This is a genomic window from Pseudomonas rubra (genome assembly GCF_028656935.1).
GTDB classification, from domain to species: Bacteria; Pseudomonadota; Gammaproteobacteria; order Pseudomonadales; family Pseudomonadaceae; genus Aquipseudomonas; species Aquipseudomonas rubra.
On sequence record NZ_JAMDGZ010000033.1, the window covers coordinates 43,085 to 66,163 of the forward strand.

At 62.5% G+C, this 23,079-nt stretch carries 18 protein-coding genes; 7 read left to right on the forward strand and 11 right to left on the reverse strand.

Annotated elements, in window-relative coordinates; translation table 11 throughout:
- Positions 1-98: 98 nt before the first annotated feature.
- The 7 genes from M5G17_RS15855 to M5G17_RS15885 form a co-directional block, all read right to left on the reverse strand.
- Positions 99-329, reverse strand: coding sequence for a DUF2934 domain-containing protein (locus M5G17_RS15855; RefSeq protein WP_273893844.1), 231 nt, complete (start codon positions 327-329; stop codon positions 99-101).
- Between the two features lie 18 nt (positions 330-347).
- Positions 348-3,113, reverse strand: coding sequence for a malto-oligosyltrehalose synthase (locus M5G17_RS15860; RefSeq protein ID WP_273893845.1), 2,766 nt, complete (start codon positions 3,111-3,113; stop codon positions 348-350).
- Positions 3,110-5,182, reverse strand: coding sequence for a 4-alpha-glucanotransferase (gene malQ, locus M5G17_RS15865; RefSeq protein ID WP_273893846.1), 2,073 nt, complete (start codon positions 5,180-5,182; stop codon positions 3,110-3,112). Before malQ ends, M5G17_RS15860 begins: the two co-directional genes overlap by 4 nt.
- The gene (gene treZ, locus M5G17_RS15870) at positions 5,175-6,953 is read right to left on the reverse strand and encodes a malto-oligosyltrehalose trehalohydrolase (protein ID WP_337993340.1); all 1,779 of its coding nucleotides are present in this window, start codon (positions 6,951-6,953) and stop codon (positions 5,175-5,177) included. The genes malQ and treZ overlap by 8 nt, the downstream gene beginning before the upstream one ends.
- Positions 6,954-6,969: 16 nt before the next feature.
- Positions 6,970-8,520, reverse strand: a complete 1,551-nt coding sequence (gene glgA, locus M5G17_RS15875) for a glycogen synthase GlgA (protein WP_273893848.1) — start codon at positions 8,518-8,520, stop codon at positions 6,970-6,972.
- A 371-nt stretch (positions 8,521-8,891) separates the two neighbouring features.
- On the reverse strand, positions 8,892-9,350 hold the full coding sequence (locus M5G17_RS15880; protein WP_273893849.1) for a DUF4440 domain-containing protein: 459 nt from the start codon (positions 9,348-9,350) through the stop codon (positions 8,892-8,894).
- A 106-nt stretch (positions 9,351-9,456) separates the two neighbouring features.
- Positions 9,457-9,624: a DUF6026 family protein gene (locus M5G17_RS15885; RefSeq protein WP_273893850.1), complete on the reverse strand. Its 168-nt coding sequence runs from the start codon at positions 9,622-9,624 to the stop codon at positions 9,457-9,459.
- 195 nt (positions 9,625-9,819) lie between these two features.
- Here M5G17_RS15885 and gnd point away from each other — a divergent pair, with 195 nt between their 5' ends.
- Positions 9,820-10,803 carry a phosphogluconate dehydrogenase (NAD(+)-dependent, decarboxylating) gene (gnd, locus tag M5G17_RS15890; protein WP_420793349.1) on the forward strand — a complete coding sequence of 328 codons (984 nt, stop codon included), beginning with the start codon at positions 9,820-9,822 and terminating at the stop codon, positions 10,801-10,803.
- Positions 10,800-12,302 (forward strand): glucose-6-phosphate dehydrogenase, encoded by a 1,503-nt coding sequence (zwf, locus tag M5G17_RS15895; protein ID WP_273893851.1) that lies wholly within the window; start codon positions 10,800-10,802, stop codon positions 12,300-12,302. The genes gnd and zwf overlap by 4 nt, the downstream gene beginning before the upstream one ends.
- A gap of 21 nt (positions 12,303-12,323) precedes the next feature.
- Here zwf and nhaB read toward each other — a convergent pair whose 3' ends face one another.
- Entirely contained in the window at positions 12,324-13,826 is a 1,503-nt protein-coding gene (gene nhaB, locus M5G17_RS15900) for a sodium/proton antiporter NhaB (protein WP_273893852.1), read from the reverse strand.
- A 189-nt stretch (positions 13,827-14,015) separates the two neighbouring features.
- On the opposite strand from nhaB, the gene M5G17_RS15905 reads away from it, so the two are divergent.
- The 4 genes from M5G17_RS15905 (at position 14,016) to M5G17_RS15920 (ending at position 19,862) form a co-directional block, all read left to right on the forward strand.
- The gene (locus M5G17_RS15905) at positions 14,016-16,796 is read left to right on the forward strand and encodes a hypothetical protein (protein ID WP_273893853.1); all 2,781 of its coding nucleotides are present in this window, start codon (positions 14,016-14,018) and stop codon (positions 16,794-16,796) included.
- Positions 16,797-17,150: 354 nt separating this feature from the next.
- The gene (locus M5G17_RS15910) at positions 17,151-17,963 is read left to right on the forward strand and encodes a crotonase/enoyl-CoA hydratase family protein (protein ID WP_273893854.1); all 813 of its coding nucleotides are present in this window, start codon (positions 17,151-17,153) and stop codon (positions 17,961-17,963) included.
- A gap of 33 nt (positions 17,964-17,996) precedes the next feature.
- Complete coding sequence (gene nudC / locus M5G17_RS15915; RefSeq protein ID WP_273893855.1) at positions 17,997-18,827, forward strand: NAD(+) diphosphatase; 831 nt, start codon at positions 17,997-17,999, stop codon at positions 18,825-18,827.
- 90 nt (positions 18,828-18,917) lie between these two features.
- On the forward strand, positions 18,918-19,862 hold the full coding sequence (locus tag M5G17_RS15920) for a hypothetical protein (protein WP_273893856.1): 945 nt from the start codon (positions 18,918-18,920) through the stop codon (positions 19,860-19,862).
- Positions 19,863-19,903: 41 nt separating this feature from the next.
- Here M5G17_RS15920 and M5G17_RS15925 read toward each other — a convergent pair whose 3' ends face one another.
- The 3 genes from M5G17_RS15925 to M5G17_RS15935 form a co-directional block, all read right to left on the reverse strand.
- Entirely contained in the window at positions 19,904-20,683 is a 780-nt protein-coding gene (locus M5G17_RS15925; RefSeq protein ID WP_273893857.1) for a TSUP family transporter, read from the reverse strand.
- Between the two features lie 122 nt (positions 20,684-20,805).
- Positions 20,806-21,597, reverse strand: a complete 792-nt coding sequence (locus tag M5G17_RS15930) for a CSS-motif domain-containing protein (protein WP_273893859.1) — start codon at positions 21,595-21,597, stop codon at positions 20,806-20,808.
- Between the two features lie 136 nt (positions 21,598-21,733).
- Positions 21,734-22,435 carry a type 1 glutamine amidotransferase domain-containing protein gene (locus tag M5G17_RS15935; RefSeq protein ID WP_273893860.1) on the reverse strand — a complete coding sequence of 234 codons (702 nt, stop codon included), beginning with the start codon at positions 22,433-22,435 and terminating at the stop codon, positions 21,734-21,736.
- A gap of 160 nt (positions 22,436-22,595) precedes the next feature.
- On the opposite strand from M5G17_RS15935, the gene M5G17_RS15940 reads away from it, so the two are divergent.
- Positions 22,596-23,054 carry a nucleoside deaminase gene (locus tag M5G17_RS15940; RefSeq protein ID WP_273893861.1) on the forward strand — a complete coding sequence of 153 codons (459 nt, stop codon included), beginning with the start codon at positions 22,596-22,598 and terminating at the stop codon, positions 23,052-23,054.
- Positions 23,055-23,079: the final 25 nt, after the last annotated feature.

Here is a 23,079-nt window from a genome sequence, read left to right on the forward strand (position 1 = left end):
CTTGGACGCTATCGCGGGGCAAGCCCGCTCCCACAGGATCTCGCCAGCTTTTAAAAAGCTGTGCAGCCTGTGGGAGCGGGCTTGCCCCGCGATCAGATTCACGCAGTCGGTGGCTTCTTGGCTGCCCTGGGCTTTTTCGGCGCCGCCGCAGCACTGGCCGGCTTGGCCTTGGCGCTGGGTTTGCGCGGTGTGACCCTGGGCGCCAGGGCTTCTGCCTCAGCGAGCTTGCGTGCCATCTCCCAGTGCCGCTGTTGCTGGCCTTCGGGCTGACCTTCCGACTCCCAGATCTGGTAGGCGAATTCACGAATTCGTTTTTCTTCAACACTCATCTCGACGCTCCTCTGGACTTAAACATGTTCGATGAACAGATTGACCGGAAACTCTTTGAGGGCGGTGCTCAGCCACAGCGCCTTTGAGGCTGTGACTGCGCCCGTGGCAAAAAGTCCCGAGCAGTTGGCAGGCGACAAGGCAAACGGCAGGATCAGCCGGGTATCGTCCCAGTTCTGTGCCGGGATCAGGGGTATGGGTGATTGGGCAAGCAAGCTCCAGGCCAGGCGTGGCACTACCACAATGGCGCGCTCTGTGGCCGTCAGGCGGGCAAACGCCAGGACCCGGTCGGCGTGTCTGCCCTGCACCTGAACAGGCAGGTACTGGCCGCGCAGGAACAGTTGCGGGTATTGCTGGCGCCGCTCCAGCACCTGGTTGATCAGTGCCTGCTTGACCCGGCCACTGCGCCAATCCTGGAGCAACTGCGCCATTGGGGTGCTGTCGCCCAGGGTCTGGCGACGGCAGGTGAAATCCACCGGGCGGCGGTTGTCCGGGTCGACCAGGCTGAAGTCCCAGTACTCATTACCCTGGTAGAGGTCGGGAACCCCCGGTACCGTCATGCGCAGCAGGCACTGGGCCAGGCTGTTGAGGGCGCCCGGGCAGGCAATGGCCTGCACTGCTTCGGCCAGGGAGTGGCGCAGTTGCTGGCTGGAGCGCTCCAGCAGCAGGCTGTCGATGAAGTCCAGGCAGGCCTGCTCATAATCCGGGTTGGGCACGCTCCAACTGCTGCGCAACTTGGCTTCACGCAAGGCCTTGCGTTGCCATTGGCGCAGGCGTTCGGCATAGGCCTCAAGCGCCAGCGGATCGTTCTCGCTGAGGGTCAGCGGCCAACTGCCGAGCAGGCTCTGGTACAGCAGCAGTTCATCCGCAGCGCCCGGCGCCTCGCCATCGGCCAGGGTGCAACGCAGGGGGCTGGCGAGTTCGCGCCAGTGTTCGACCCGGCTGGCAAACCAGCTGCTGCGTTCACTGAGCACTGCCAGGCGCGCACGGCTGTCTTCGCCGCGCTTGTGGTCGTGAGTGGCGGTGGTCAGCAGGTTGTCGGGGAACTGCTCCAGGCGCATGCTGCATTGTTGATCGAAGGCTGTACGCGGCGCGCTGAAACGCTCGGCGTCAAAGCCGACGTCGTTGCGTGATAACAACAGCGCCGAACGGTAGAAGGCGGTGTCTTCCACCGCCTTGGCCGCGGTGGGCGAGGTCAGTTGCTGAAAACGCACACAAGCGTGGCGCAGGTGCTTGCGCGCCCGCCCTGGCGGCAAGCGCCGCCAGGGTTCACCACCCAACCAGCGTTGCAGGTAATCGAGCACTGGCCAATCGGCCTCGCTCAGGCACTGACGGGCACCGCGCAAGGCTTGCTGGAAGAACCCTTCGTCCTCGGCCGGGCGCCCGCAGGCATTGATGTAGGTGCGGTACACCGGGTAGTGCTCGATCAGTGCCTGCAGGGACCGGCGAATCGCCCCCAGGGTCAGGTCGCGGCTCATCAGGTCGTCGCGGGCCACCTGCAGCAAGGCCTGGGCCACGGACTCGAAATCGCCGGCCAGGCTGCCATTGAGGACCTGCTGGCGGGCCAGGCGCACCTCTTCACTGAACTCCGGGCGTTCGCTGAGTGCGCTCCACAGCGCTGCCAGTTCCGCTTCACCGGCCGGGTCATGCTGCAGCAGCGAGACCTGGTTCATGAACTCGTAGCCGGTGGTGCCGTCGACGTTCCAGTCGCGGTGCAAGTGCTCATCGGCGCCGAGGATCTTCTCGACATAGATCGGCACGTGTTCCAGCGCAGCCTCCAGTGGGCGCTGGGCCAGCAGAGCGTCGACCCGCCGACGCAACTTGCGGCAGTAGCCACGGGGGTCGGCCAGGCCGTCAACATGGTCGATGCGCAGGCCGTCGATCAGGCCACGGCCGATCAGCTCGAAGAGCTTGCCGTGGGTGGCCTCGAACACCTGTGCACGCTCGACCCGCAAGCCACCCAGTTCGTTGACGTCGAAGAAGCGCCGCCAGTTGATATCGTCGGCGGCGGTACGCCAGCTGGCCAGGCGGTAAGGCTGGCGTTCGAGTAGCGCATGCAGGCGCTGGAAGCCCTCGGGCGTGCGGCTGTCGAAGGCGTTGAGCACCGCGTCCAGTGGCTGGCGCCTGGACAGCGCCGCAAGCTCGGCCAGCAGCGGCTTGGCACGCGTGGCGGGATCGTCGCCGCTGCGCAAGCCACTCAAGCGTGTGGCCAATGACTGCAGGGCGGCGTTGCCATGGGCAAGTATCTCGCCATAGTCGGCCGGGCAGATCGCAAAGCGCTGTTCATGGTGCTGGATGTGAAACTGACCGCTAGCGGCATCAAAACGCAGGGGGATTTCGCCGCTTTGCAGCATCGCGCCGTAGTCAGCCGCCAGAAACGGCAGCAGCAGTTGGCCATCGAGCAGCGGGTCGGGAGAGTGCCACTGGATGTCGAAGAACTCGGCGTAGCGGCTGCGCCGCCCCCAGGCCAGCAGGTCCTGCCACCAGGGGTTGGTGCTGCCCACGGCCATATGGTTGGGGACCACATCGACGATCAGGCCCATGCCATGCAGGCGCAGTGCCGCCACCAGGCGCTCCAGCGCGGCCTCGCCGCCCAGCACCGGGTTGACCTGGCCGGGGTCGACCACATCGTAGCCGTGGCCGGATCCGGGGCGCGCCCGCAGCAGCGGCGAGGCATACAGGTGACTGATGCCCAGGCGGGCAAAGTAGGGCACCAATGCCGCAGCCTGGTCGAGGTTGAAGTCGGCATGCAACTGCAGGCGCAGGGTCGCGCTCAGGGCTTTCATCGGTCGCGCTCCCAGGCTTGTTCGCGGGCTTGCGCCAGCAGCTCCAGGCGCCGCGCCGCATCGGTGTCGTCAAGCAGGGCAGTGGCCGGCAGGGCAAAGCGCCGGCGCCAGTTCGGGTGGCTGTCGACGGTGCCGGGCAGGTTGGGTTGTTCGTCGATGCCCAGTACATCTTCCAGCGGCACCAGTACCAGTGGCGCGCGGGTATGACCCAGGTAACGGATGCTGGCATCGATCAGCGCGTCGTTGTCTGTCAGGGCCTGGCCGTAGTTCTGCGCAAGGATGCGCTTGAGGCCCTGGCACTCATGCTGGCGGGTTTCGCGCCAGTGGCGTTCGGTGATGCCGTCGATCAGGGCCAGGCGCAGGTTCCAGTCGATATCGCGGGCCTGCAGCCAACCGGCCAGAGGCGGCAGGTCATGGGTGCTGGTGGTGGCCAGGGCGTTATCGGGCCAGTCGAGAATCGGCTTGAAGTGGCCGGGTGGGTCCTGCTCGAACAGCAGCACGCGCATGCCGAGGATCGCTCGGGCGGCGAGTTTTTCGCGCAGGCCTTCGGGGACGGTGCCGAGGTCTTCGCCGAGCACGATCGCCCGGTGCCGCACCGACTCCAGGCACAGCAGGCGCAGCAGGTCATCGAGCGGGTACTGCAGGTAGGCACCTTCGGCCGCGCTGGCGCCCTGTGGTATCAGCCACAGGCGTTGCAGGCCCATGACATGGTCGATGCGCAAGCCACCGGCATGGGCGAAGTTGGTCCGCAGCATTTCGATAAAGGCGCGGTAACCGTTGCGCCGCAAGCCTTCGGGCGAAAAGGCGCAGATGCCCCAGTTTTGCCCGGTGCGGTTGAGGATGTCTGGCGGTGCACCGACGTTGAGGCCTGCCAGCAGTTCGTCCTGACGGCTCCAGGCCTGGCTACCGGCGCCGTCGGCGCCCACCGCAAGGTCGGCAATCAGGCCAATGCGCATGCCATTGCCGCGCGCTGCGTCCTGGGCGCGTTGCAGGCTGCGCTCGATCAGCCATTGGCAGAAGGCATGAAAGCCCACCTCGTCACTGTGCTGGCGGGCAAAGGCGTTGACCTGCGGGCTGTGCGGGTCATGCCAGGCGCTGGGCCAGTCGCGCCAGTCCTGGCCCAGGTCATGCTTGAGGGCATGCTCGAGCAGCACTTCGAAGCGGCAATGGCGTTCCAGGGCGGCGCCGGCATGCTGGCGGTAGCTGTCGAAGTCGGCGAACAACGGGTGTTCGCCGGCGATGAAGTCACGGTACAGGGCCCGCAGCAGGCGCTGGCGAAACGCCGCTGCCTGGGGCCAGTCGATCAGTGGCAGTTGTTCAAGCTGCTCAAGGGGGCCGTGCAGTTGGCAGGCTTCGATGGCCATGCGCACGGCGCGGTCACCGAGCAATGCGGCGGGGCTGGCATACAGGCTGTTGAGAAACAGCCGGCTCGATGGCGAGTAGGGGCTGTAGCGCTGGGTGTCGCCGGCGAACATGGCGTGCAACGGGCTGATGGCCAGGGCATCGGCGCCGCGCTCGGCGGCGCTGCGCACCAGGGCTTCAAGGGCCAGGCAATCGCCATAGCCGCCATCGTTGGGGCGTCGCAGGCTGTACAGCTGGGCGCTCAGGCCCCAGCAGCGCGGGGTTGGCGTGCCGAGGGCATCGGCCACGCTGTAGCAGCGCGCGGGCGCGACGGCCAGGGTGAACTGGCGCTGGTCGATCAGCACCTGGTGATAGCCAATCGGCAAACCTGCGACGAGCCTGGCCTGCTCATCCAGTTGTAGTAGCTGTTCGCCGCCATCTTCGCGTCGCACCGTGCACGGCGTAAAAGCCGTGAAGTAGCTCGAGAGCTCCAGCGCCAGGTCCTGCTCGACGGTCAGCAGCGGCGGCAGGTGGCGGGCATCGCCGGCGTCGAGCAGGGCCTGGATGCTGGCCTCGATCGCATCGCTGCTGCCAGCCGGGTGGCCAAGCCCGGCCAGCACCCGTTGCAGTGCCGGGTCACTGACGCGCTGGGCGCGGCCGTTGGCGTCGATCCAGTCCACCGCAAGGCCCGCCAGTTGCGCCAGGTGCTGCAAGCGTGGGTCAGTCATGGGCAGGCTCCGTGGAGGGGATGGAAGTCAGGCTGACCAGGGCGCTGTAGGGCGGCAGTTGCTGGCTGCTTATGCTGACCTGGCTGCAACTGAACAGCCGCGCACTGCTGGCGGGCAGATCGACCGCTGCCGCCGTCGGTCCCAGGTTAAGGTCGATACGCAGCTCGCCACCGTTCTCCAGTTGCCAGCGCGCACTCAGGGCCTGGGGCCCCAGCACCTGGGCGCCGAGGGCGCGAATACCTGGCAGGTGCGGGACGATATGCCGCTCGCGCAGGGCCAGCAATTGCCGGTAGAACAGCCGCCAGGGCTGCTGGTGCGTGAGGGGCGCCAATGGCCGTGAAGCATTGAAGGTATTGACGGCATTGGGGTCGGCAATCTGGGCTCGGGAGGCAGCATCGGCAAAGGCGCTGAAACCGGCAAATTCGGCGCGCCGGCCTTCACGCACGGCATCGGCCAGTTCATCGTGATGATCGGTAAAGAACACGAACGGTTGCTCACACCCCCACTCATCACCCATGAACAGCAACGGGATCATCGGTGCCAGCAACAGCAGGGTGGTTGCGGCGCGCAGGGCCTGGGGCGGGCACAATTGGTTAAGTCGCTCGCCGAAGGCGCGGTTGCCGATCTGGTCGTGGTTCTGCAGGAACAGCACGAAGGCGGTGGGTGGCAAGTGAGCGCTGGGTTCGCCACGGGGGCGGCCGTTGCGGTCGGGCTGGCCCTGAAAGATGAACCCCTGGCTCAGGCAGCGCGCCAGTTTGTCGATGGTCGATTCGCTGTAGTCGGCGTAATACGCCTCTCGCTCGCCGGTGAGCAGCACGTGCAGGGCATTGTGGCCGTCGTCGTTCCACTGCCCATCGAAGCCTTGCTCGAGCAAGTGCGCCTGGTTGTGTTCGTTCTCAACGCTCAACCATACCTGGCGACCCGGGGCGATTTCGCTGCGCACCCGATGTGCCAACTCGGCGACAAAATCGGGGTCATCGATGGCATGCGCGGCGTCCAGGCGCAGGCCGTCAAAGCGGTAGTCCTGCAGCCACATCAGGGCGTTCTCGATGAAGAACTCGCGTACCTGGCGGCGGCGAAAATCGATCGCCGCGCCCCAGGGCGTCCGGCGATCCTCACGGAAAAAGCCGCTGGCGTACTGGCCGAGATAATTGCCATCCGGGCCGAAGTGGTTGTAGACCACATCCAGCAGCACCATCAGGCCATGGCCGTGAGCTTGGTCAACCAGTTCGCACAACTGCTCCGGGGTGCCATAGCTGTGTTGCGGGGCGAACGGCAGCACCCCGTCGTAGCCCCAGTTACGCGTCCCCGGGAACTGCCCGATGGGCATCAACTCGATCGCGGTGATACCCAGTTCGGCCAGCGCCGGCAAGCGTTCGATCACCCTGGTATAGCCGCCGCACAGGCCGACATGCAACTCGTAGATGACTGCCTGGTGCCAGGGGCGTCCTTGCCAGTTCGGCTGCTGCCAGCGGTAAGCGGCAGGGTCGACCAGCGCGCTGGGGCCGTGCACGCCTTCAGGCTGGTAGCGCGACGCCGGGTCGGCGACCACAAGTTTTCCGTCTAGGCGGTAGCGGTAACGCTCGCAGGCTGTGCACGGCAGCTTGCCGACGAACCAGCCGTCAGCCTGCGCCGGCAACGGTTGACGCCGGCCGGTGGTGAACTCGACGTCTACCCGCTGCGCGTCCGGTGCCCAGAGGGCAAACCGGGCGCTGTTGCTGTCGATCATTACGGCCCCGTGGGTCGCTGGTTCCTGTGACCTCAAGGGCATACCTGCCACCTCGCATTCAGCGTGGGGTTACACGGGCGTTTTCGACCAGTTCCTCGTAGAGACGGGCATACGGCTCGACGGCCTGGCACCAGTTGAAGGGCTGGGTCATGGCGAGGCAGCGCATGGCGTTGAGCAGGTTCGGTTTGTCGTACACGTAGAACGCCCGGCCCAGGGCTTCGCGGTAGCTCTCGAGGGTGGACTCGTCGAACAAAAAGCCGGTAACCCCATTCTCGATAGTGTCGGCCAGGCCGCCGGTATTGCGCGCCACCGGCAATGAGCCGAAGCGCTGGGCGTACATCTGGCTCAGCCCGCAAGGCTCGTAGCGCGAGGGCATCAGGAGAAAATCGCTGCCGGCGAACATACGCCGGGCATCGGTCTCATTGAAGCCGATACGTACGCCAATCTGCCCGGGATGGCGCAGGGCCAGTTCACGCATGGCCTGCTCCTCTTCCGGTTCGCCCCGGCCGATGATCGCAATCTGGCCGCCCTGGCGAACGATGTACTCGGCCACCCCAAGGGTCAGGTCCAGGCCTTTCTGGTAGACCAGGCGCGAGACCACGGCGAACAGCGGGCCGCTGGAGGGCTCAAGGGCGAACAGTGCGCGTACCTGCCGGGCGTTGGCGGCCTTGCCTTGCCAGTCGTTGAGGCTGAAGGGGTGCGCCAGGTGCGGGTCGCTGGCCGAGTCCCAGCTCTCGTCGATGCCGTTTGGAATGCCGCTGAGCAAGCCTTGCTGGGCCTTGCTGGCCAGAAAGCCATCCAGGCCGCAACCGAACGACGGCGTGGTGATTTCCCGCGCATAGGTGGCGCTGACCGTGGTGATGTGGCTTGCGTAGGCCAGGCCCGCCTTGAGGAACGACAGCTTGCCGTAGAACTCCATGCCCTCCTGCTGCAGGGCATGTTCAGGGATCGCCAGTTCCGGGCAGCAGGCGCGGCTGACCACACCCTGGTAGGCCAGGTTGTGAATGGTGAACAGGGTCGGGGTGCGCAGGCCGCGCCAGTGCATGTAGGCCGGGGACAGGCCGGCGGGCCAGTCATGGGCGTGGACCAGGTCGGGCTTCCAGTGGACCATGCCTTCGCCGGCGGCGATCTCCGCCGCAGCCAGGCCCAGGCGGGCGAAGCGAATGTGATTGTCGGGCCAGTCGCGGCCGTTGTTGGCGCCATAGGGGGTGCCTTCGCGCTGGTACAGCTCGGGGCAGATCAGCACGTAGATGACCAGGCCATCTGCCAGGTCCATGCGTCCGATCTTGCACGGTGGCAGCGCGGCATGGCCGCCCAGCTCACCGACCAGGTGGATCGGGTTGTCGCTCTCCAGTACCTGCGGATAGCCGGGTATCAATACGCGGACATCGTGCAAGTGGCGCATGGCCCGCGGCAATGCCGCCGAGACATCGCCCAGGCCGCCGGTCTTGACCAGGTCGGCGATTTCCGAGGTCACGAACAAGACCTTGCGCTTATTTTTAGGATCGGTACCCAGTGTTTTGGCTGTCGGGGTGAAGTCCGCCGCAAGCGGCTCACGATGTTCCGGGCTGAATTGCTCTACATGGGGTTCGACAGCGGCACTGATCATACTTCTCTCCGTCCCTATGGTGTGCGGGCGTGGGCGCCCGTTGTTGTGTCTGTGCGAGTACATCTCTCTGTGAGTGGTCTTGCCTTGCGTTCCATGCCCCGAAGCCAAGCGCACAAGCGCTACGCAAGCCGGCGTCCTGCCGACGGCGTGTTGACGATTTAGGGTGGGTGGGCCGCGTCCGTTGAAGCGGAATCGATGGCCTACTTAATTCCTGACCTGGCGCGAATCCAGAAGTTTCGACTTTTTTCGGTCGAGTTTTCCGGGCGATGTCTGGCCGAGTACCGAGTGTAGGAGAGAAAACCGCGAGGGTGTGACCCGCCGGTCACTTTATCGGCGATGACCTGCAGCGCTGAGGCTGCAGGCCACGGGATTCAGCTGCTGGGCAGCAGCGAGGAGTGGTGGCTGGTAATCAGCCATTGCTGGCCATCCCAGCGATAGGCATAGGTGTAGCGCGCTGCAGCGCTCTCGCCGTTGCTGGCGAAGGTGAAGGTGTACAGGCCCGAGAGCACGGCGGTGTTGCACCCCAGGTCCAGATGATGGCTGTCCAGGTGCCCGGAAGGCTGGTTGCCGAGGAAGTACTTGAAGTACTGAATGCGTTGCGCGGTGGTCAGCCGCGCCTGGTTGGAGAGTGTGGGCAACAGGATGGCATCTTCGCTGTAAAGCGCCGCCACCTGTTCGGGGTCGCCGCTGCGCAGGCTCTGGTTCCAGCGCTCGAATTGAGCGAGGATCTCTGCTTCGCTGCTGGACTTGCATTGAACCTCTTCGGCGTTGACCGCCGTTGACAGGCAGCCGAACAACACCCAGGCCGAGAGCACAAAGAGTTTTTTCATGGGGTTCCTTGCAGGTAGGAGACGCATCGAGCGTCGGACGGCGCAGTCTAGAAAGGCGCCGTCGTGCAAGGTCAGCAGGCAATGATTCCCCTGCAAATAGCCCCGATCAGACGTGGGCCGGTGCCTCGGGATTCTGCGCCTGTTGCAGCAGCAGACTGAGTTGGGCAACTTGCTGTTGCAATTGGTCGCGCTCCTCTTTGAGGCGGCGCAGTTCATCGCGGTGAACCGTCACGTAGAGGGTCTGGGCAGGCATTTTCGGCAGAAGGGTTCCCATTGCACACCTCGCATAGGGTAGGTCGTATTTCTAACAGCGTAGTTGCTTGATCGGCGGCGATTCTGAATTCTTTTAGCGGTCATGGGAACTTTTTTGTTTCTGGCGGTCTTGCCGTTGGTCGCTGAACCAAGTGGGCACGGCCTGGACTAATCTTCAAGGCCTGAGCCTAGTTTTATTCCAAGGGGAGCATCGCACATGCAATTGGGAATCGTGGGTCTGGGCCGCATGGGCGGCAATATTGCGCGGCGCCTGATGCGTGGCGGACACCGCACGGTGGTGCATGACCGTGACCGCCAGGCGGTAGAAGCCCTGGTCAAGGAAGGCGCCAATGGCGCCCATGACCTCGGTGCATTGGTCCAAAAGCTTGAGAAGCCGCGCGCGGTATGGGTCATGTTGCCGGCGGGTGAGCCGACCGAGCAGACCATCGCCCAGCTGGCCGACCTGCTCGATGCCGACGACGTGATCATCGACGGCGGCAACACCTTCTACAAGGATGACATGCGCCGCGCCAGCGAGCTGGGCAAGCGCGACCTGCACTACATCGATGTCGGCACCTCGGGTGGCGTCTGGGGCCTAGAACGCGGTTACTGCATGATGATCGGTGGCGAAAAAGCCGTGGTCGAGCGCCTGGATCCGCTGTTCGCAACTCTCGCTCCCGGGGTCGGCGACATCCCCCGTACTCGCGGGCGCCAGGGCCCGGCCGAGCGCGCCGAACAGGGCTACATCCATGCCGGCCCCGCCGGCGCCGGGCATTACGTGAAGATGATCCACAATGGCATCGAGTACGGCCTGATGCAGGCCTACGCCGAAGGTTTCGACCTGCTCAAGAGCAAGGCCAGCGACGCCTTGCCGGTCGAACAGCGGTTTGACCTGAACCTGGCCGAGATCGCCGAGGTGTGGCGCCGTGGCAGCGTGGTCACCTCCTGGTTGCTTGACCTCACCGCCGATGCGCTGGTGGCGGATCCGCAACTGGGTGGCTACAGCGGTTCGGTCGCCGACAGCGGCGAGGGGCGCTGGACCATCGACGCAGCGGTGGAGCAGGCCGTGCCGGTACCGGTGTTGTCCAGTGCGCTGTTTGCCCGTTTCCGCTCGCGCCAGCAGCAGGGTACTTACGCTGACCGCATGCTCTCGGCCATGCGCTTCGGCTTTGGTGGCCACGTCGAGAAGAAAGCCGAATGAGCACACCTCAGATCGAAGCGGCACCGCCTTGCAACCTGTTTCTGTTTGGCGCCAATGGCGACCTGGTCAAGCGCCTGTTGATGCCGGCGCTGTACAACCTTAACCGCGACGGCTTGCTCGACAAGGGCTTGCGCATCATCGGCGTCGATCACAATGCGGCCAGCGACAGTGAGTTCGCCGCGCGCCTGGAAGCCTTCATGCGCGAGCGCGATGCTGCCAGCCAAGGCGCCAGCAAATGCCTGGACGACAAACTCTGGGCACGGCTGGCCAAGCGCATCGGCTACCTGACTGGCGATTTTCTTGACGAGGCCACTTACCAGGCCATTGCCGAGCGTATCCGCAGCAACCCCAGCGCCAACGCGGTGTTCTACCTGGCCACCTCGCCACGCTTTTTCAGCGAAGTGGTGCAGTGCCTGGGCGCCGCCGGCCTGCTCGACGAAACCGACGGTTTTCGCCGGGTGGTGGTGGAAAAGCCCTTTGGCTCGGACCTGGCCAGCGCCGAGGCGCTCAATGCCTGCCTGCTCAAGGTCATGAGCGAGAAACAGATCTACCGCATCGACCATTACCTGGGCAAAGAGACGGTACAGAACATTCTCGTCAGCCGCTTTTCCAACGGCCTGTTCGAAGCGTTCTGGAACAACCATTACATCGATCATGTGCAGATCACCGCCGCCGAGACTGTCGGCGTCGAGAGCCGCGGCGCCTTCTACGACGGCACCGGCGCCTTGCGTGACATGGTGCCCAACCACCTGTTCCAGTTGCTGGCCATGGTTGCCATGGAGCCGCCGGCGGCCTTTGGAGCCGATGCGGTGCGCAGCGAGAAGGCCAAGGTCATCGGTGCGATCCGGCCCTGGTCGAAGAACATGGCCCTGAAGAACTCGGTGCGTGGCCAGTACACAGCGGGTAAGCAGGGACGCAAGAAAGTGCCCGGCTATCGCGACGAGCCACGGGTCGATCTCGACAGCCAGACCGAAACCTTTGTTGCCCTCAAGGTGATGATCGACAACTGGCGTTGGGTGGGGGTGCCGTTCTACCTGCGCACCGGCAAGCGCATGAGCGTGCGCGACACCGAGATCGCCATCTGCTTCAAGCCGGCGCCCTATGCGCAGTTTCGCGACACCGAGGTCGAACGGCTCAAGCCCAACTACCTGAAGATCCAGATCCAGCCCAACGAAGGCATGTGGTTCGACCTGCAAGCCAAGCGCCCGGGGCCGGCCCTGGCCATGGAGAACGTCGAACTGGGGTTTGCCTACAAGGACTTTTTCAAGATGCAGCCCTCTACCGGTTACGAGACGCTGATCTATGACTGCCTGACGGGTGACCAGACCCTGTTCCAGCGTGCCGACAACATCGAGAACGGCTGGCGGGCGGTGCAGCCGTTTCTCGATGCCTGGAAGGACGCAGGCGAGGTGCAACCCTACGTCGCCGGCGAGGACGGCCCGGCGGCGGCGGATGAACTGCTGACCCGCGACAGGCGGGTGTGGCACCCGATTGGGTGAGGGGCGATCAGGCTGTGGGCACTACAACCAGTAAGTCACCGCCCACCAGCCCAGCCCACCCATGACCACGGTATAGGGCAGCGCCATCCACACCATGCGCCCGTACGACAGGCGAATCAGCGGTGCAATCGCCGAGGTCAGCAGGAACAGGAACGCCGCCTGGCCATTGGGCGTGGCCACGCTCGGCAGGTTGGTGCCGGTGTTGATTGCCACCGCCAGGGTCTCGAAGTGCTCGCGGCTCATGCCACCGTTGATAAACGCCTGTTTCACCTCGGTGATGTAGATCGTGGCGACGAACACGTTGTCGCTGATCGCCGACAACAGGCCGTTGGCGATGAACAGCATGCCCGGTTGCTGATCGGCCGGCAGCGCCAGCACCCACTGGATCAGCGGGGTAAACAACTGCTGCTGGTGAATCACCGCCACCACGGCAAAGAACACCACCAACAGCGAGGTGAACGGCATGGCGTCCTGGAAGGCGCGGCCCAGGCGGTGCTCGTCGGTGATACCGGTAAAGGCGGTGATCAGCACGATGACCAGCAAACCGACCAGGCCGACTTCGGCCACGTGCAGGCCCAGACAAATGATCAGGATCAGCGCCGCCAGGCCCTGCACCAGCAGCGCGGCCCGTTGCTGGGTGGTGCGCTGGGCGTCGTCTTCGGCGGCGTAGGCAGCCAGCACCTGGCGCACGCTGTCCGGCAACAGGGTGCCGTAACCGAACCAGCGCAACTTCTCCAGCAGTACACAGGTGACCAGCCCGGCCACCAGCACCGGCAACGACACTGGCGCGACCTCGAGGAAGAAATCGGCAAAATGCCAACCCATCTCATGGCCGATCAGCAGGTTCTGCGGTTCCCCCACCAGGGTGCACACGCCGCCCAATGCGGTACCCACGGCGCCATGCATGAGCAGGCTGCGCAAAAAGGCGCGGAACTGCTGCAGGTCTTCGCGGTGCAGGTGGGCAATGTGCTGGTCGCTGTCCAGGTCCGAGTCTTCGCGCGGGTTGCCGCCTGAGGCGACCCGGTGATACACCGAATAGAAACCCACCGCTGCGCTGATGATCACTGCGGTAACCGTCAGGGCATCGAGAAACGCCGAGAGGAAGGCCGAGAGAAAGCAGAACAGCAAGGCCAGCAGGGCCTTGGAGCGCACCCCGAGGAGGATGCGCGAAAATACGAACAGCAACAGGTCCTTCATGAAGTAGATGCCGGCAACCATGAACATCAGCAGCAGGATCACCGGGAAGTTGTGTTGCAACTCTTCGTACAGCGCTTGCGGCGTGGTCATGCCCAGCAGCAGGGCTTCGACCATCAACAAGCCGCCCGGCATCAGCGGGTAGCATTTGAGCGCCATGCCGAGGGTGAAGATGAACTCGATCACCAGCACCCAGCCGGCCACCACCGGGCCAAGGGTGGACAGCAGCAGGGGGTTAAGCAGCAGGAACAGGCACAAGGTGGCCTTGTACCAGCGCGGCGACTGCCCGAGAAAATTGTGGGCCAGGGCGCCGGCCAGGGAGCGGGACATGAAAATGTATCCTTATGATTCAACAGCCGGGCAAAGTGCCGCATGTGGCCAGCAAGATCAAGGCCCGATTTCGTTAGGCGGCCCTAGTATTTTTGTCAGTTTCGCTTCACCCGTTTCTGTCGCTCAATAACCGCCAGTGCGCCGGGTAGGCCGGTCGCTTCTCGTGAAGTACGTGACTGGAGGTCCAAGATGACTGGCTTCATTGCAACTGATCTGCTTCCCCCGGAGTTACCCCAAGCCCTAGGTGATGCGCTGTACCTGGATACTTTTCCCGACGATATTGCGGTGCTGGTGGTGCCCTGGCCGGGTATCGAGGAGGGGCAGAAGTTCTGGCTTCGCTGCCTCGGTCATGACCCCGACGGCGAGCCAGTGCAATGGTATGTCTGCGAAGCCGAACCGGTAAGCCGCCAGCAGGTGCAGTTCGGCCTGCGCCTGTTTGTTCCGCGTCCGCAACTGGAAGGCCTTGGCCACGAGAGCGCGCTCAGCCTGATGCTTGCGGTTAGTTTCGATGGCACCGACGATGAAAGTACAGCCACCGAATTTCCCCCTTGCCAGGTCACGTTGTACCAGGCACTTGAAGCCGCACCCGAACCGCACGTGGTCAAGCCCCTGGCCCTGACCCAACTGCGCATTCCCAACCTGGCACAGCCAGTGGCGGGAGGTGATGGCGGGCTGAACATCGCCGCCCTTGAGGTCAGCGACTACGGGGTCATGGCGATCGTCGAGCCTTATCTGGGCATGGCGGGTGGCGACATTGTGGAGATTTTCTGGGACGATGCGGAGTTGCCGATCTATGTCTACCCGCTGGACCCGGATGACGTCGGCAAGAACCTGTTCTTCTACCTGCCCCGGGCACGTATCGAAGAGAACCCGGGCTGGATCACGGCGTTCTTTCGCATCACCGCCCTGGATGGCAACAGCGACGATTCGGCGCCCTTGCGGGTGCTGGTGAAACTGGACAGGCCGGGGGGGATCGATCCGCATCCCGGTGAACCGGGGCATCAGCGTCTGGAGTTGTTGATATTGCCTGAGGAGGTTATCGAGTTTGGCGTTGACGAGGCCCTGGCCGCTGAAGGCTTTGACGCGCGGGTGCCGCCTTACGAGGGCATGGCGGTGGGTGATTCGATTCGCATCGGTTGGGGGGGCGTGATCATCCGCCGACGGGTCGAGGAAGAAGACCTGTTCGATGAAGTCGTGGTGTTCATCGATCCCGACACCATCGCCCGTGCGGGCGATTCGGAGAACCTGCCGGTGCTGTACAAGATCGTCGACGAAGTGCACAACCACTCCGATGGCTGGTCGCCGCATTTGTCGATCAAAGTCGATACCCAGGGCTATCCCTTGGCGGCCCCAACGGTGCTGGATGCCAACGGGCAAGGCTACATCGACCTTGAGGTGCTGGGCTACGACGATGTACGGGTGGCCATTGTTGCAAACGAGCAGTTTGTCGCAGGCGCCCGCCTGACCCTGGAGTGGATTGGCCGTACGCCCGACGGACAACTGGTTGAACACCGTGAAACGCTGGAACTGGAAGAAGACGGCGCCGGGGTGCAATTGCTGGTACCCAACAACAAGGTTCAGGCAATTGCCAGCGGCCTGGCGATCGTCTCTTATCAGTTCCTGCCTCAGGACGGGGAGCCGGTGCAGTCCAGGCGTACCACCGTTGGTGTAATCGGTGAGCCCTTCGGTTTACCGGCGCCGGTGGTCAGGGAACTGGATGAAGAGGGGCAACTGATCGTTGGCCTGCCGTTCGTGGTGGTCGAGGTGCAGCCCTGGGTGGGCATGGTCAATGGTAGTTGGTTCCAACTGGTGTGGCGCGGCACCACCGTGGACGGTAAGGCTTACCTGTACGAAGACACGTTTTACATTCTCGGCAGCCAGGTGGGACGGCTGTTGCGCAGGGTGGTGCGCCGCGAACATATTGACCTGCTCGATGGCGGCGAGGTGCAGGTCTCGTACCGGATCAAGACCGAGCGTGACCCGGATTCGCCGATCAAAGAGTCTGAAAAGCTGCATCTGTATGTCGGCCTGAGCCCGCAGGTGCTGCCCTCGGTGATCGTCGAAGACATCTACGAAGACGCTGAAGGTGCCTGGCTGGACCCGGACGAGCTCACCGGTTATGCCACAGTTTTGCTGCCGGGCAAGAACGAAGCGGACGAGAATGTGTTCCAGGAAGATGATGAGATTGTCTTCGAATGGATTGGCGAAACCGCTGCCGGGACCTGGACCGACACCCTGATCGTGCCGCCCGGTGCCGAGGGTGAAGATCTGCGTTTTGAAGTCTGGGACGACAGGATCATTCCGAGCAACAACAGTGTGGTGAAGATCGGTTATCGGGTTATTCGCGCAGGCACACGTACGCGGTACTCGAAGCCCTATGAATTGTGGGTGAGCAATCAGTTGCCCTGGGATGCTTTTGAGATCAATGGTTGGCGTACGCGCGATTTTGAGCCTGTGACCGCTTTCGATGGTGCCCATTTTGTACGTAAAGTACGTTACGCAGGTGCGGTAATCTATAGTTCGAATCAACCCGAAGTTAGTGTCGATATTACAGGTAAAGTGATTTTTTCCAGAATCTGGCAGGGTACTGTAACCATTACCGCGACTGCGGGTAATGGCAAAGGCGCACAGTACGCGTTGCAGAGTCCGACGAAATGGTTCGAGGCGCCAACAGCATCGGGCACCTACCCTCAGATGTTGGCATACTGTAGGGAGCGCGGGTTGACTATGCCAGATATTCGGGAAATCTGGGGCGGGATTAATCACAGACGTAATGGTCAGCTATGGCCAGAGTGGGGGAATCTGAGGTTGTATGGAGGCTGGGATGCTCACCGCGTGCATGGCTATTCTGGAGAAAACCCGAGCGCTAGTATCTGGAAAGCCTCTATGACCCTTCATGATGGTCAATTTTGGTCGGGCACAGGATTTCCGTCCTTCAATGTGAGTGGTTATCGGGACAACGGGCTTTAATTCGGGACGTACCTTTTCCAGTATTAGAGGCGATCACGCTCAGCTTCGCCCACGCGATAGCACCCGTCGACAGCAGTGATGTTGGCTTAAACCTTACAACCCAGGCTGCCGCGCTATACGGCATCCAGTTGCTATCGGGCCTTGCCGCGAGCTGGAGCCTGGGGCTGTATGGAGGTTTTCTGGGGTGACCTGCCTGAGCCGGTGCTGTGTCGTACCCTGGGTGCTCAGGAACGCTACCAGCGCCTGGGGGCATTCCGGCCACTTCAAACTCCTGCTTTGGCAATTCCACGGCATAGTCTTTGCGCTGACTCTTGCTATAGTCCCGCCATTCCCGTCACCACCCGGAGTGTCGCTGTGACTGACTACCAAACGTTCAAGGTCGAACTGAACAACCATATCGCCCATGTGCAGATCAACCGCCCGGAAAAGTACAACGCCATGAACGCGGCGTTCTGGAGCGAGATCGTCGAGATCTTCCAGTGGATCGATGAAACCGACGCGGTGCGCGCGGTGGTGATCAGTGGCGCGGGCAAGCATTTTTCCTCGGGTATCGACCTGATGCTGCTGGCCTCGGTGGCCAACGAGCTGGGCAAGGACGTCGGTCGCAACGCGCGCTTGCTGCGCCGCACCATCCTGCGCATGCAGGCTTCGTTCAATGCCGTCGATAATTGCCGCAAGCCGGTGCTGGCGGCGATCCAGGGTTACTGCATCGGCGGCGCGATCGATCTGGTTTCGGCCTGTGACATGCGCTACTGCAGCAGCGACGCGCAGTTCTCGATCAAGGAAGTCGACATGGGCATGGCCGCCGACGTCGGTACCCTGCAGCGCCTGCCGCGGATCATTGGCGACGGCATGATGCGCGAGCTGGCCTACACTGGGCGCAATGTCGCGGCCGACGAGGCGCAGCGCATCGGCCTGGTCAACCGGGTGTTCGACAGCCACGAAGCATTGCTTGACGGAGTCTTTGCCATTGCCGCTGAAATTGCGGGAAAATCGCCCATTGCCGTGGCCGGCACCAAGCACATGATCAGCTACATGCGCGATCACCGTATCGACGATGGCCTGGAGTACATCGCCACCTGGAACGCCGCCATGCTGCAATCCAACGATCTGCGGGTAGCGGTTGCCGCCCACATGAGCAAACAAAAACCCGAGTTCGCCGACTGACTTGCACAGGCGAGCCCCGCAAGGAACCGCATGATGTCAGCGCGCTGGACCACCGCAGTACTTGATACCACCCTCAGCGGCGGCTGGGCAGTCGCCCGCTGCAGCGAAGGGTTCCTGGTCGATGACAATGGCGCGTTGTTCCCGCGCGACTGGCTCAAGCGCCAGGAACTGGACGTACTGTGCGAACACGGCATCGGCCATTTCGACGGCCAACCGGTGTTCCTCCTTGAGTTGCGCAGCCCGCAGGCGGTAGCGGGCTGCAGCTGGCGCGGGCTGCGCCAGTTCATGCTCGAAGGCGATTTCGATATCTACAAGATCCTCGGTTACGCCGCGCAAATCGGCACCTGGGCCCGCGAGCACCGCTTTTGTGGCAGCTGCGGCCAGCCCATGGCGCAGATCCACTGGGAGCGTGCCATGTATTGCGCGCCGTGCGATTTGCGCAACTACCCGCGCATCTCACCGAGCATGATCGTGCTGATCACCCGTGGCGATGAAATCCTCCTGGCCCGTTCGCCGCGCTTTGTCACCGGCGTGTACAGCACCCTGGCCGGCTTTGCCGAGCCGGGCGAGTCGGCCGAAGACTGCCTGGTGCGTGAGGTGCGCGAGGAGGTGGCGATCGAGGTGCGCAATATCCAGTACGTCGGCAGCCAGTGCTGGCCGTTCCCTCACTCGATGATGCTGGGTTTTCATGCCGAATACGCGGGCGGCGAGATTGTTATGCAGCCTGATGAGATCGAGGATGCCCAGTGGTTCCGCGTCGATGCGCTGCCGCCGTTGCCGGCGGGGCGTTCGATTGCGCGGTATTTGATTGATCTGTATGTGGCGCGGCGGCTTGGGTTGCAGGAGCCGGTCTTGCTCAAGTGACGTCAGATGCCAGGGGAAACCATTCCCTCTAGGAGCCTGGAGCGCACCAGATAAAACTGCCCGACTTTCTAACCAATCGGGAAAATTGTCGTGGAGTTGAATCCAGCCGTTAGTAGCTACAGTCATTCTGCTGACCGTCAGGCAGAGTCGCTTAACGCTTCTGAACGACGCGAACAGCTGGAGCAGGCTTGTGAGGCATGGCACGAAGGCCGAGGGTCACGTGTACAGGCTTATCAAGCGCTGCTGGAGTTTTTCGATGCAAGTATCAGCGATACACAAATGTCGAGTGAGCAGCAGGCGCTGACAAACCAGATACTGCGCCAGGCAGAACTTTGTGGCCCTGATCGCAACCCCTTTGAACAGTTACCTCGACTTTTGCCCCATAACGTGTCGGCACCTGCGCCTGTACAGGTTGACTCTCCTTCACAGCCGCTAGGGTTAGCTGTTTTTGAGGACAGCGCTCAAGGGCCTTGTGTGTACTTCGATCGGACCGGCGGAGTGGACGGGTTTTCTAACGCAGGCGAACTGCTGCAAAGCTTTCCCTGGGAGCTTGATATCACTCCGTCGCCCGCGGGCAACTCATTGAACGCGCTGCTTGATATCCCGGTTCAGCACTGGGAACGGCGCAACGCGGTGGCTATTGAAAGTGGCCGCTTGCTGCTAGGGCAAGACGTGGGCTGGGGCGAGATCGAGCGTAGAGGTCAGGACGCCATGCTGGCTGAGCTCAACCGGCTTGCAGAGGCATTCAGGATGGACGAGCGGCAGATCAAGGCCTCGGTGCCGGAGTTCATACTTGATGCACAAAGTGAGTGGCGAAGTTTCTTCAGGGCTGAGCATCCCACGCGTTTCCGGGAACAAGATGCAGTCTTCAATGCACGATTTGAAGACCTTGAAACTGCCCAGCCGCATCTGGACGACGGGTTGTACCGCTTCTATATCGAGCAGTTGAGTTGTGACAAAGACAAAGACGAAATCAACGTGTTCAAGCAACTGGTGAGCGAGTTTTTCGCTGGCGTCGAAATTACTCATCTTTGATCCAACGCCCGCCTGTTGTATTCAATGGGCGGGCGCAGGGCTCACACCTGCCCAAACCAATGCTGCCACGCCAACCGCACGGTCAACGCCAGCACCACGGTGATGAACACCGGGCGGATGAACTTGCTGCCGCCGCTGATGGCGGTGCGCGCGCCGAAGAACGCGCCGACCATCAGCGCCGAGCCCATCGACAGGCCCACCAGCCAGTCGACCTGGCCACTGAAGATAAACACCGACAAGGCCGCGGCGTTGCTGACGAAGTTCATGCTGCGCGCCACGCCGCTGGCCTTGACCAGGTCGATGGGGTAGAGCAGCAAGGTGCTCACCGTCCAGAACGCACCGGTGCCAGGGCCGGCCACACCGTCATAGAAACCCAGGGACAAGCCCTGGGGCAGTTGCCACTTCTTCTTCACTGGCGCGTCGGCGTCCAGCGGCGCTTTGGGCGTGCCGCCGAACAGCAGGTACACACCACAAAGGAAGACGATCACCGGCAGCATCTTGTTCAACCACTCAGCCGGCAGGTAGTGGGCCACCACCGCACCAATCAGCGCGCCGACAAAGGTGCCGGCCAAGGCATGGCGCCATTGCGCGGGATGGAACAGCTTGCGCCGGTAGTAAGTGAAACTGGCGGTGGCCGAGCCGAAGGTCGAACTGAGCTTGTTGGTGCCCAGCACCAGGTGCGGCGGCATGCCGGCGGTGAGCAAGGCGGGGGTGGTCAACAGGCCACCACCACCGGCAATGGCATCGATGAAGCCGGCAACAAAGGCAACGGCGGCAAGAATCGCTAGGGTGCTGAGGTCTACACTGAGTTCGAAAGGCATGGCATCGGCTTGGCAGGGCGCGCAACCGCAGCGCGGGAAGGCCGATATGGTAAACGCAAGCAATTGGGCTGCCCAGCCGAAGATGCCAGGCCAAGGCTATGTCCAATACCAGCGCCTTGTTTTCATGGCGCCGGCTGGCGTTGCTGCCTGAACAGGCTCCAGTAGGCTACCGCCGAGGTCAAAATGCCGACCAGCAGCAATAACGGCGCGGTGGAGTGTATGGCCTGGCGCAGCACTTGCCGGGTATGGCCGTCCGGATAACCGGCGTGCACAACATAGCCGTACTTGTCCGAAACCTGGCGTTGCTTGTCTTCTTCATAGTTGGGTACCTGAGCGACGCTACCGCTGCCGTTGGCCCACAGAAAATCGCTGCCGAACTGCAGGGCCAGGACGATTCCGTTCTGGAAACCTTGCAGCTCCAGTTGCAGGGTCCGCGCATCGCTGGTGGCGATAACACCGACGGGATGCTCCTGCAGACGGTAATGCAGCACCGGCATGTCCGGGGTGATCTGGTTTTGCAAGTCCAGGCGCAGGCGCTGGTTGAAGTAGCTGCCCGGGTCGAAGGCCGCATCGAAGTTACCGAGCACGGTACCGCAGTAGCCACGGTTGTCCCTGATCAGTATCAGCGAGCGTACGCTGGGTTGCCTCAAGGCTGCCTGGCGCAAGGCCGGGAGCACTTGCTCACAGCGTTGCCCCGCCAGCCCGAGCACGGCATTGCTGGTGCTGTGCAGGGTATCGATGACCAGGTCGATGGCATAAATGGCTTCAGCGGCGGACACCGCAGCCGTTTCTTCCTGTTTGCGCTCGACCTGCAGGGCCAGCACCAGCAGGCCGCACGCCACCGGTGCCAGGCCGATCAGCAGGGTGATCAGAAACTCGAGCAGACTGCGGCCGGCAAGACGGGATAGAGCCATGGTTGTACCTCTATGCTAACGGGAAGCCGACCTTACTGGTCGGCTCATTCTCGTCAGCATAAGGCGTACAATCTGCGGCGGCTGTAAGCCGGGTTTACCGCAGGTGAAGTCCTCATCGGCAATCCAGGTCAGCGATTCAGTGTTTTTTCTGATTCAGCGTTTTGATGAGCAATTCAGCCACCGCTTTACCTGATGCAGGGTTCTGGCCGGTGATCAGCCGGCCTTCTTTCTGGTCGGCGATGGCGTAGGCCTGCCAGGGGTCTTCCGCTTTGCGGTATAGCCCTCCACGGGCGCAGAGCTCGGTTTCGGTCAGGTAGGGAACTACCTTGTCCAGTTCCGCCAGTTGCTCCTCAATGTTAGAAAAACCGGTGACTTCGCGATCTTTCACCAGCAAGGTGTTGTCACTGAGCTTGATATTGAGCAGGCCCACCGCGCCATGACACACCGAAGCGACTACGCCGCCGGCTTCGAAGATGCGTCGTGCCAAGTCCTGCAGCTCGCTGTTGTCGGGAAAATCCCAGATCACGCCATGGCCACCGGCATAGTAGATTGCACTGTAATCCTGGGCCTTGACCTGGCCGGGGCTCAGTGTGCTGCCCAGGCGGTTCATGAAGGCTTTGTCGTTGTACCATTGCCAATCGATATCAGCGGCCATGCTCAGGCTGTGTGGGTCAATCGGCACGTAACCACCACTCGGGCTCAGGTAGTCGACCTTGAAGCCAGCCTGTTCAACCTTGTCGACAAAATGCACCGCCTCACCCAGCCACAGGCCGGTGGCGCGCTTGAGTGTCGGGTATTTGGCCGTGTTGGTCAGCACCACCAGTATTTTCTTGCTCATTGCAATGCTCCCTATACTGGAACGGACCCGGACTGCCCAGGCCGCAGAGGAGAAACCAGTTCAGCATAGTAGGGGTGGCCGTGGATGCCATTCCCCGCTGGCGATGTGCTAGCCTGCCAGGCAATAGAGCGTTAACGTTGCAACAGGAGTCGACAAACGGATGAGCACTTTGAAAAAACCTGTTGATCAGTTCATGCAGGCGGCCATCGATGAAGCACTCAAGGGCCGCGCAGAGGGTGGTGTACCCATTGGTTCGGTGTTGGTCCACGACGGCAAGATCATCGGCCGCGGCCACAATCGTCGTGTGCAACAAGGCAGTGCGATCCTGCACGGTGAAATGGACGCACTGGAAAACGCGGGGCGCCAGCCGGCCAGTGTCTATGCCCAGACAACCCTGTACACCACTTTGTCGCCTTGTCCGATGTGCAGTGGCGCGATTTTGTTGTATGGCATCAAACAGGTGATTGTTGGCGAGCACCGGACCTTCATGGGCGAGGAAGACTTGCTCCAGAAACGAGGGGTCAAGGTGCAGGTATTGGACAACCATGAATGCATCACGATGATGAGTGAATTCATCCAAGCGCATCCAACGCTCTGGAACGAAGACATCGGCGTATAGGTCCGATTGTCAGGCCCCGTAACCA

Excerpts from the sequence above, each read along its gene's own strand:
- M5G17_RS15855 (WP_273893844.1), bottom strand. The coding sequence starts at position 329 with ATGAGTGTTGAAGAAAAACGAATTCGTGAATTCGCCTACCAGATCTGG.
- M5G17_RS15860 (WP_273893845.1), bottom strand. The coding sequence starts at position 3,113 with ATGAAAGCCCTGAGCGCGACCCTGCGCCTGCAGTTGCATGCCGACTTC.
- malQ (WP_273893846.1), bottom strand. The coding sequence starts at position 5,182 with ATGACTGACCCACGCTTGCAGCACCTGGCGCAACTGGCGGGCCTTGCG.
- treZ (WP_337993340.1), bottom strand. The coding sequence starts at position 6,953 with ATGCCCTTGAGGTCACAGGAACCAGCGACCCACGGGGCCGTAATGATC.
- glgA (WP_273893848.1), bottom strand. The coding sequence starts at position 8,520 with ATGATCAGTGCCGCTGTCGAACCCCATGTAGAGCAATTCAGCCCGGAA.
- M5G17_RS15880 (WP_273893849.1), bottom strand. The coding sequence starts at position 9,350 with ATGAAAAAACTCTTTGTGCTCTCGGCCTGGGTGTTGTTCGGCTGCCTG.
- M5G17_RS15885 (WP_273893850.1), bottom strand. The coding sequence starts at position 9,624 with ATGGGAACCCTTCTGCCGAAAATGCCTGCCCAGACCCTCTACGTGACG.
- gnd (WP_420793349.1), top strand. The coding sequence starts at position 9,820 with ATGCAATTGGGAATCGTGGGTCTGGGCCGCATGGGCGGCAATATTGCG.
- zwf (WP_273893851.1), top strand. The coding sequence starts at position 10,800 with ATGAGCACACCTCAGATCGAAGCGGCACCGCCTTGCAACCTGTTTCTG.
- nhaB (WP_273893852.1), bottom strand. The coding sequence starts at position 13,826 with ATGTCCCGCTCCCTGGCCGGCGCCCTGGCCCACAATTTTCTCGGGCAG.
- M5G17_RS15905 (WP_273893853.1), top strand. The coding sequence starts at position 14,016 with ATGACTGGCTTCATTGCAACTGATCTGCTTCCCCCGGAGTTACCCCAA.
- nudC (WP_273893855.1), top strand. The coding sequence starts at position 17,997 with ATGTCAGCGCGCTGGACCACCGCAGTACTTGATACCACCCTCAGCGGC.
- M5G17_RS15925 (WP_273893857.1), bottom strand. The coding sequence starts at position 20,683 with ATGCCTTTCGAACTCAGTGTAGACCTCAGCACCCTAGCGATTCTTGCC.
- M5G17_RS15930 (WP_273893859.1), bottom strand. The coding sequence starts at position 21,597 with ATGGCTCTATCCCGTCTTGCCGGCCGCAGTCTGCTCGAGTTTCTGATC.
- M5G17_RS15935 (WP_273893860.1), bottom strand. The coding sequence starts at position 22,435 with ATGAGCAAGAAAATACTGGTGGTGCTGACCAACACGGCCAAATACCCG.
- M5G17_RS15940 (WP_273893861.1), top strand. The coding sequence starts at position 22,596 with ATGAGCACTTTGAAAAAACCTGTTGATCAGTTCATGCAGGCGGCCATC.